This window comes from Moorena sp. SIO4G3 (assembly GCF_010692305.1).
Classification (GTDB): domain Bacteria; phylum Cyanobacteriota; class Cyanobacteriia; order Cyanobacteriales; family Coleofasciculaceae; genus Moorena; species Moorena producens_A.
The window spans coordinates 1-6,509 of sequence record NZ_JAAHIG010000450.1; the positions used below are offsets into that span (position 1 = coordinate 1).

Sequence of the window (6,509 nt, forward strand, 5' to 3'; positions counted from 1 at the left end):
GAGATTAGTTTTCATCAGGGAGAGGAAGGAGAGTTCCATATTGAGTTCACTTTGATAGTTTACACTAGTTCCTGACTACCCTAATTTTCTCTCATCACAATGAATTAGCCCTGCTCCCAGGAGGGGAGTCGGGAATCGGGAGTCGGGAGTCGGGAACTTCGGATAAAATCTTGTTTACCTTATTACTATGAGAACCGATAATTACCCTTAATAAAAATCTCCCCATCTCCCCATCTCCCCATCTCCCCATCTCCCCATCTCCCCACACTTCCGACACTTCCGACACTTCCGACACTTCCCAGCCTGATCAACGCTGACAGTTCGGACAAAAGTGAGTTGAGCGACCGACTAATTTGGTTCGCTGGATGGGGGTGCTACAGATACGACAGGGTTCTCCAGTGCGACCATAAACCCAGGCAATCCCCTTATAGTTGCCATTGACTCCCTGGACGTTAATAAAATCACTAAACGTGGTACCACCAGACTCAATCGCTTTTTGCAATACTTGGATAATCGCGATGGTCAGCTTTTCGATCTGCTCTAACCCCAAATCTTTACAAAGGGTTTCTGGTCGAATACCACTCAAGAATAATGCTTCATCGGCATAGATATTACCTATTCCTGCTACCAGGGACTGATCGAGCAAGGCTGTTTTAATCGCACGCTGGCGGTGATGTAGCTTACTAACTAGGTAATCCGTAGAAAATTCCTGGGAAAACGGTTCTGGTCCGAGTTGCTTTAGACCAGTGATAATGGTTTCTGGTAATTGGGATGGCGGAATCCACCACATTCGACCAAAAGTGCGCTGGTCGATAAACCTTAACTCCTGGTTGTTTGGGAAAAACAATCGCACTCGCGTGTGTTTTGGCTGAGGCTGGTCTTGACTTAGCCATAGCAGTTGACCAGTCATCCGGAGGTGAACACCTAACCAACCGGCTTGATCATTATCTGACTTGGTTAGTTTAGCGAGTAGGTATTTGCCCCGTCGATGCCAATCACTAATGGTGACAGTTTTGAGTTGGGCTAAAAAATCTTTCGGAGAAATAGGGTGGGCGATGGTGCGCGATAGTAACACCTCTCCACCCTGGATTTCCTGGCCTGTAGTCACTTGATTTAGACCCAGGCGAATTGTTTCAACTTCTGGTAGTTCCGGCACGATTGAGTGCTTTAGTTGATCAATGGTGAGTGCAAGCGTGTTAACTTAGCACTCTACAGACACCAGGAACTCAAATTCCTGAGTCTGGCTAGGTTAACCAACTACTTCCAGTTCAGTCGGTGCATAGTTATTGGTGTTCACCCCAGAGGCGCTACCACTGTAGCCAGTGTAGTTTACCCTATCAAAGCGGACAATCACTGGGTATTTGATACCACTTTTGTCTACACTAGCCACAGTTCCCACATCGCCATACCAGTAGGATTCTTTTCTTTTAATCCGAACTTTTGCACCACGTTTTAGTTCTGCCATAAAAAAATTTACCTTACGCTCTAGTTCTACAGCCTACTACTCAATTAGGCTTCTCCGTTGACTTGATTGTGTGAAGTACCCCAACCTGCTTTGCTGAGGTTCGGGCTTCCAATTCTCAGGTCAATTCAGGGACGGTCTTATTCGTCTTTCGGGCTTCCCGCTTCATCCGCCGACGCCTCAACCAGAGGCGCGACCCAAGGCCGGGTTTCCCGGCCTTGGAGGCGCGCGCCTGCTGGAATTGGTCTTACTCAGCGTCCACAGGCAGACCTCCGCCTTCCGCAGAGGTATATTTTGGCGACAGACTTACCTTGGAATTACAGCTATAGCTAACCAGCCGGGGCTTGTCTCTTCCCTGATCTCTGCTAGTACTTTATATACCTTTTATCAATAGGTAGCCTTTTAGTCAGTCAGGCGGGTCATCGACCATTTCCATTTTAGCCCAAGTTGAGGCGCGACCCCGTAATTTAATTCTTCAAACGGAAAGCGCACCTCCATCGTTTCGCTATCCATCCCCACCGTTAAAGACGGTGGGGAATTCTGTGAGTTTTGTTAAGTTTTATTAATTTCCCTCTAGGGAGTCGGGAGTAGAGAATCGGGAGTAGGGAATCGGGAATCGGGAATCGGGAATCGGGAGTCGGGAGTTGGAAGAGTGAGACTACAAACGTTGCCAACTCAGCTTTGATGTCTCCTCATCCAGATGCCAGCGTAATAACTGAGCTGGTTGACCGATGCTGAGGTTTGGCAAACCCATGGCTTGGCGAGGGGAAACCGTTGCGAGGGCAATGCCATTCTCAACGCTACAAATCCCCCACTCGACTAAATTCTCTACTCCTACCAATAAGGGCAAGGTTGTCCCAGATAATGTCCCATCTGCTAGCCGTGCTGTCCCGTCTTTGACCTCTATCTGGCGGCTGTCCCAGGGATAGACGCCATCGGGTAATCCCATTGGTGCTAGGGCATCGCTAACTATAAAAATTCCTTGTTCATAACCCCCAGCACGGAGCAGCAATTGGATCATGGTGGAACAAACGTGCTGACCATCGGCAATTAGTCCACACTGGACACCGGGAGTAACTAGGGCAGCTCCCAGTAATCCTGGTTTGCGGTGATGGAGTCCTGGCATAGCATTAAAGGCATGGGTTACCATGGATGCCCCACGTTCAAAGGCGCTTTGGGCTTGCTCTGCTGTGGCTTGGGAGTGACCGAGACTAACGATTATGTTGCGCGATCGCAAATACGGAATCACCTCACCAATGCTGTCTAACTCTGGCGCTATAGTAATTAGCTTAACCAGCTCACCATAGTCTCCCAAAACTTCCTTGACATTTTCAAGAGTAAGTGGTAAGAGATACTCAAGAGGATGAGCTCCCCGTTTTTGGGGATTGAGAAAAGGCCCTTCTAGATGGACACCCAAGATGCGAGCGGTTTGGGTCTGGTAAGGTTGGGAAGGGATAAATTCAGCAAAAACAGAAAGCGTACGCTGAATCTTCTCGACCGAGGTAGTGACCAGAGTGGGTAGAAACTGATCCACACCCTGATGCCAAAGGAATTGACAAATGTCCTGGAGTAAAGGGATGTGGTGAAAATCGACATCGGTGAAGGCTAAGCCTAGCCCCCCATTAATCTGTAAATCCACACCCCCTAGGGAGACCCAATCCCCACCAACGTCAAGGATAGCCGGGTTAGGAATAGTTTCTAGCTTCGGAAGAGTTTCTAGTTTGGGTGCGATCGCGTCAATAATTCCATGAGCATTAATGTGAATATTCTGTAAACCGTGGTAACTAGGGACACGAGCATTGATAATATCTAGAGTCATTAGGGAATGTGGCGAAGTCTAATTCATCTACCATCAAACATGATCCATGACCAATAACCAACCGTTAATTGGGATTATTATGGGCAGCGATTCCGATTTGCCCACCATGAAAAATGCGATCGCAGTATGTGAAGACTTTGGTGTTCCTTCGGAAGTAGCGATTGTGTCCGCCCATCGCACCCCTGAACGGATGGTAAATTATGCTCAAGACGCTCACAAGCGTGGACTCAAAGTTATTATCGCTGGTGCTGGGGGGGCGGCTCATCTGCCTGGGATGGTGGCGGCCCTAACACCCTTGCCTGTGATTGGGGTTCCAGTGTCTAGTCGTCAGTTAAAGGGTATCGATTCCCTATACTCGATTGTTCAAATGCCTGGAGGAATTCCCGTCGCTACTGTAGCAATTGGTAATGCCAAGAATGCAGGGTTGTTAGCAGTGCAGATTTTGGGCACTCATCAGCCAGAATTACAAGAGAGAGTGCAGCAGTATCGCCAGAATTTAGCGGAATCAGTGATGGAAAAGCAAGCATTACTCGATGAGTTAGGTTATCAGCAATACTTAGGGCAGATGGGTTAATCTGGTTGCTGAGACTTTCAGAAGGTTAACCTTGAAAAAGGCCAAAAACCCCCATTAACTTGGCATCAGGGTAAGCAATTATAGGGGGGATGTGACCGAAAATAATTCGAGCGTAATCCGACTCGTTCTACTACGTTAAGCTGGGGGATCTCAAAAGCATCCCACCGAAGGGCGGCATCTGTTATAAATGAGCCGAGACTAAAGGCAATAGGACTTACGAATAGGAAGTTGAGTTTGGTGTTCAGCTGAAATACCAATAGCCTGTCCACACCAAATCCAAGTCATGTCAACAAAAAATCTAGGAGGTAAATAGAGTTCATGGAACATCGTGGTGTTACAGTATGGTTAACTGGTCTTAGTGGTGCTGGAAAGACCACTATTACTAAGGCATTAGAAGAAAAACTAAACGCCCAAGGATGCAAGCTGGAAGTCTTGGATGGGGATATCGTCCGTCAGAACTTAACCAAAGGACTCGGATTTAGTAAAGAAGACCGAGATACAAACATTCTCCGCATTGGCTTTGTTGCCCATCTTTTAACCCGCAATGGAGTTATTGTCCTGGTATCTGCGATCTCCCCTTACCGTGAAATTCGAGAGGAGGTCAAGCAAAGGATTGGTGACTTTGTAGAAGTTTATGTTAATGCTCCCCTAAACGTTTGCGAAGACCGAGATGTCAAAGGACTTTACAAACGAGCTCGTGATGGAGAAATTAAGAATTTTACTGGTATTGATGACCCCTATGAGCCACCATTAAATCCGGAGGTAGAATGTCGCACTGACAAAGAAGAATTATCAGAAAGTGTGGACAAAGTTCTGAAAAAGCTGGAAGAGTTAAATTATATTTCTAGTACTTGAAGCAGAATCTTTATAGAAAGCTTAACTCAAGAACCCCACCTACACCCTTTGGAGTGGGAGTCGTATCTTGAGACAATTCTTGAGACAATTGTAGAATCTAATTATTATTGCTAGAGTATGCAAAGCCCGGTGTTAAGCCATCCTTCACAAACTATCCCAGCTCACGGTGGTCAACTGGTCAACCGTATCGCTACACCCGAACAAAGACAGGAATTTTTGGAGAAAGCTGAATTTCTGCCCAGAGTCACACTAGATAAACGGGCTGTCAGCGACCTGGAAATGATTGCTATCGGTGGCTTTAGTCCCCTGACTGGCTTCATGGCCAAAGAAGACTACGAATCAGTGGTAGACCGGATGCGTCTAGCCAATAACCTACCGTGGTCAGTTCCAATCACCCTCTCGGTTACCTCTGAAGTAGCTGCTCCTCTGCAAGAGGGGGGGTTAGTCCGTTTGGATGATACTAGTGGTCAGTTTATTGGTGTATTAGAACTGACAGAAAAATATTCTTACGACAAAACCCATGAAGCAGTGCAAGTTTACCGCACTGATGAAGACAAGCATCCTGGTGTGAAAGTCGTGTATGACCAGGGAGAGATTAATTTAGCTGGTTCAGTATGGTTACTGGAACGGTTACCACATCCCCAGTTTCCCACCTACCAAATCGATCCAGAAAAATCGAGAGCCATGTTCTCGGAACGGGGTTGGAAAACAGTGGTAGGTTTCCAAACCCGTAATCCCATTCATCGGGCTCATGAATATATCATCAAATGTGCTCTAGAAACTGTAGACGGTTTGTTTCTTCATCCCTTAGTAGGTGCTACTAAAAGCGACGACATCCCAGCAGATGTACGGATGCGTTGCTATGAAATCATGTTGGAGAATTATTTTCCCAATGACCGCGTGATTCTGGCAATTAACCCTGCTGCCATGCGTTATGCAGGCCCAAGAGAAGCCATTTTCCATGCTTTGGTACGGAAGAATTACGGCTGTACCCATTTTATTGTGGGACGGGATCACGCTGGTGTGGGAGACTATTATGGCACCTATGATGCCCAACACATTTTTGGTGAGTTTGAGCCAGGTGAGTTGGGGATCATGCCGATGAAGTTTGAGCACGCTTTCTACTGCACTCGCACCCAGGGTATGGCTACCGCCAAGACCAGTCCAAGTACACCAGAGCAGAGGATTCATTTATCCGGTACTAAGGTACGGAAAATGCTGCGTGAGGGAGAGTTACCACCACCGGAATTTTCCCGACCTGAAGTGGCAGCAGAACTGGCTAAGGCAATGCATGAGAGCACTTAAAGGTTATTTGGTTGAACGCGATCGCGTTCAACCTGTAACCTTGGCCAATAGGCCACGGGCTTCGCAGCAAAGCGGGACGAAGTCCATCGCGTTCAACCTTTAACTAGTGAACTAGTGAACTAGCTGAACTGGGAATCCCACGGCTTGTGGTCGTGGGAGCGCCAATCCTGGTAGGCTGATAGCTGAAATCTGAAAGCTGAAGCGCGGATATGGGACTTAATCGCCGGACTTTTCTGCAAAAAGCTAGTTTGGGATTGGCAACATTAGGAGTCAGTGAAACAATACTATCCCTCCTAGGGAATAGTGGTTTAGCTGTTCCTGGAATAGACCGTTACTTCCAAGTATTAGCACAACCCCTTGGGCGAAAGTTAGCCCTACTAGTGGGTATCAACAAGTATCCTCGTAGCACACTCTTGGATGGCTGTGTTACTGATGTAGAACTACAACAAGAACTATTGATTCATCGGTTTGGCTTCAACCCGAAGGATATACTA

At 47.1% G+C, this 6,509-nt stretch carries 9 protein-coding genes; 4 read left to right on the top strand and 5 right to left on the bottom strand.

The window, feature by feature from the left end:
• Positions 1-94: 94 nt before the first annotated feature.
• The 5 genes from F6J99_RS39575 to nagA all read right to left on the bottom strand — a co-directional run bounded on the left by F6J99_RS39575 (position 95) and on the right by nagA (position 3,281).
• Positions 95-250: a hypothetical protein gene (locus tag F6J99_RS39575; RefSeq protein ID WP_293121614.1), complete on the bottom strand. Its 156-nt coding sequence runs from the start codon at positions 248-250 to the stop codon at positions 95-97.
• A gap of 57 nt (positions 251-307) precedes the next feature.
• Positions 308-1,156, bottom strand: a complete 849-nt coding sequence (locus F6J99_RS39580; RefSeq protein WP_293121616.1) for a DNA-formamidopyrimidine glycosylase — start codon at positions 1,154-1,156, stop codon at positions 308-310.
• A gap of 93 nt (positions 1,157-1,249) precedes the next feature.
• Positions 1,250-1,465 carry a photosystem I reaction center subunit IV gene (locus F6J99_RS39585; protein WP_293121617.1) on the bottom strand — a complete coding sequence of 72 codons (216 nt, stop codon included), beginning with the start codon at positions 1,463-1,465 and terminating at the stop codon, positions 1,250-1,252.
• A 518-nt stretch (positions 1,466-1,983) separates the two neighbouring features.
• Entirely contained in the window at positions 1,984-2,136 is a 153-nt protein-coding gene (locus F6J99_RS39590) for a hypothetical protein (protein ID WP_293121619.1), read from the bottom strand.
• Positions 2,121-3,281 (bottom strand): N-acetylglucosamine-6-phosphate deacetylase, encoded by a 1,161-nt coding sequence (nagA, locus tag F6J99_RS39595; protein WP_293121621.1) that lies wholly within the window; start codon positions 3,279-3,281, stop codon positions 2,121-2,123. Before nagA ends, F6J99_RS39590 begins: the two co-directional genes overlap by 16 nt.
• Before the next feature lie 46 nt (positions 3,282-3,327).
• On the opposite strand from nagA, the gene purE reads away from it, so the two are divergent.
• The 4 genes from purE to F6J99_RS39615 form a co-directional block, all read left to right on the top strand.
• Complete coding sequence (purE, locus tag F6J99_RS39600) at positions 3,328-3,855, top strand: 5-(carboxyamino)imidazole ribonucleotide mutase (RefSeq protein WP_070391560.1); 528 nt, start codon at positions 3,328-3,330, stop codon at positions 3,853-3,855.
• 318 nt (positions 3,856-4,173) lie between these two features.
• The gene (gene cysC / locus F6J99_RS39605; protein ID WP_293121624.1) at positions 4,174-4,710 is read left to right on the top strand and encodes an adenylyl-sulfate kinase; all 537 of its coding nucleotides are present in this window, start codon (positions 4,174-4,176) and stop codon (positions 4,708-4,710) included.
• Between the two features lie 117 nt (positions 4,711-4,827).
• Positions 4,828-6,015, top strand: a complete 1,188-nt coding sequence (gene sat, locus F6J99_RS39610) for a sulfate adenylyltransferase (protein ID WP_293121626.1) — start codon at positions 4,828-4,830, stop codon at positions 6,013-6,015.
• A 209-nt stretch (positions 6,016-6,224) separates the two neighbouring features.
• On the top strand, positions 6,225-6,509 hold a 285-nt coding region (locus F6J99_RS39615; RefSeq protein ID WP_293121628.1), incomplete at its 3' end, for a caspase family protein.

What these genes read in the sequence shown, in the direction of transcription:
- F6J99_RS39575 (WP_293121614.1), bottom strand. Translation starts at nt 250, where the DNA reads ATGGGGAGATGGGGAGATGGGGAGATGGGGAGATTTTTATTAAGGGTA.
- F6J99_RS39585 (WP_293121617.1), bottom strand. Translation starts at nt 1,465, where the DNA reads ATGGCAGAACTAAAACGTGGTGCAAAAGTTCGGATTAAAAGAAAAGAA.
- nagA (WP_293121621.1), bottom strand. Translation starts at nt 3,281, where the DNA reads ATGACTCTAGATATTATCAATGCTCGTGTCCCTAGTTACCACGGTTTA.
- purE (WP_070391560.1), top strand. Translation starts at nt 3,328, where the DNA reads ATGACCAATAACCAACCGTTAATTGGGATTATTATGGGCAGCGATTCC.
- cysC (WP_293121624.1), top strand. Translation starts at nt 4,174, where the DNA reads ATGGAACATCGTGGTGTTACAGTATGGTTAACTGGTCTTAGTGGTGCT.
- sat (WP_293121626.1), top strand. Translation starts at nt 4,828, where the DNA reads ATGCAAAGCCCGGTGTTAAGCCATCCTTCACAAACTATCCCAGCTCAC.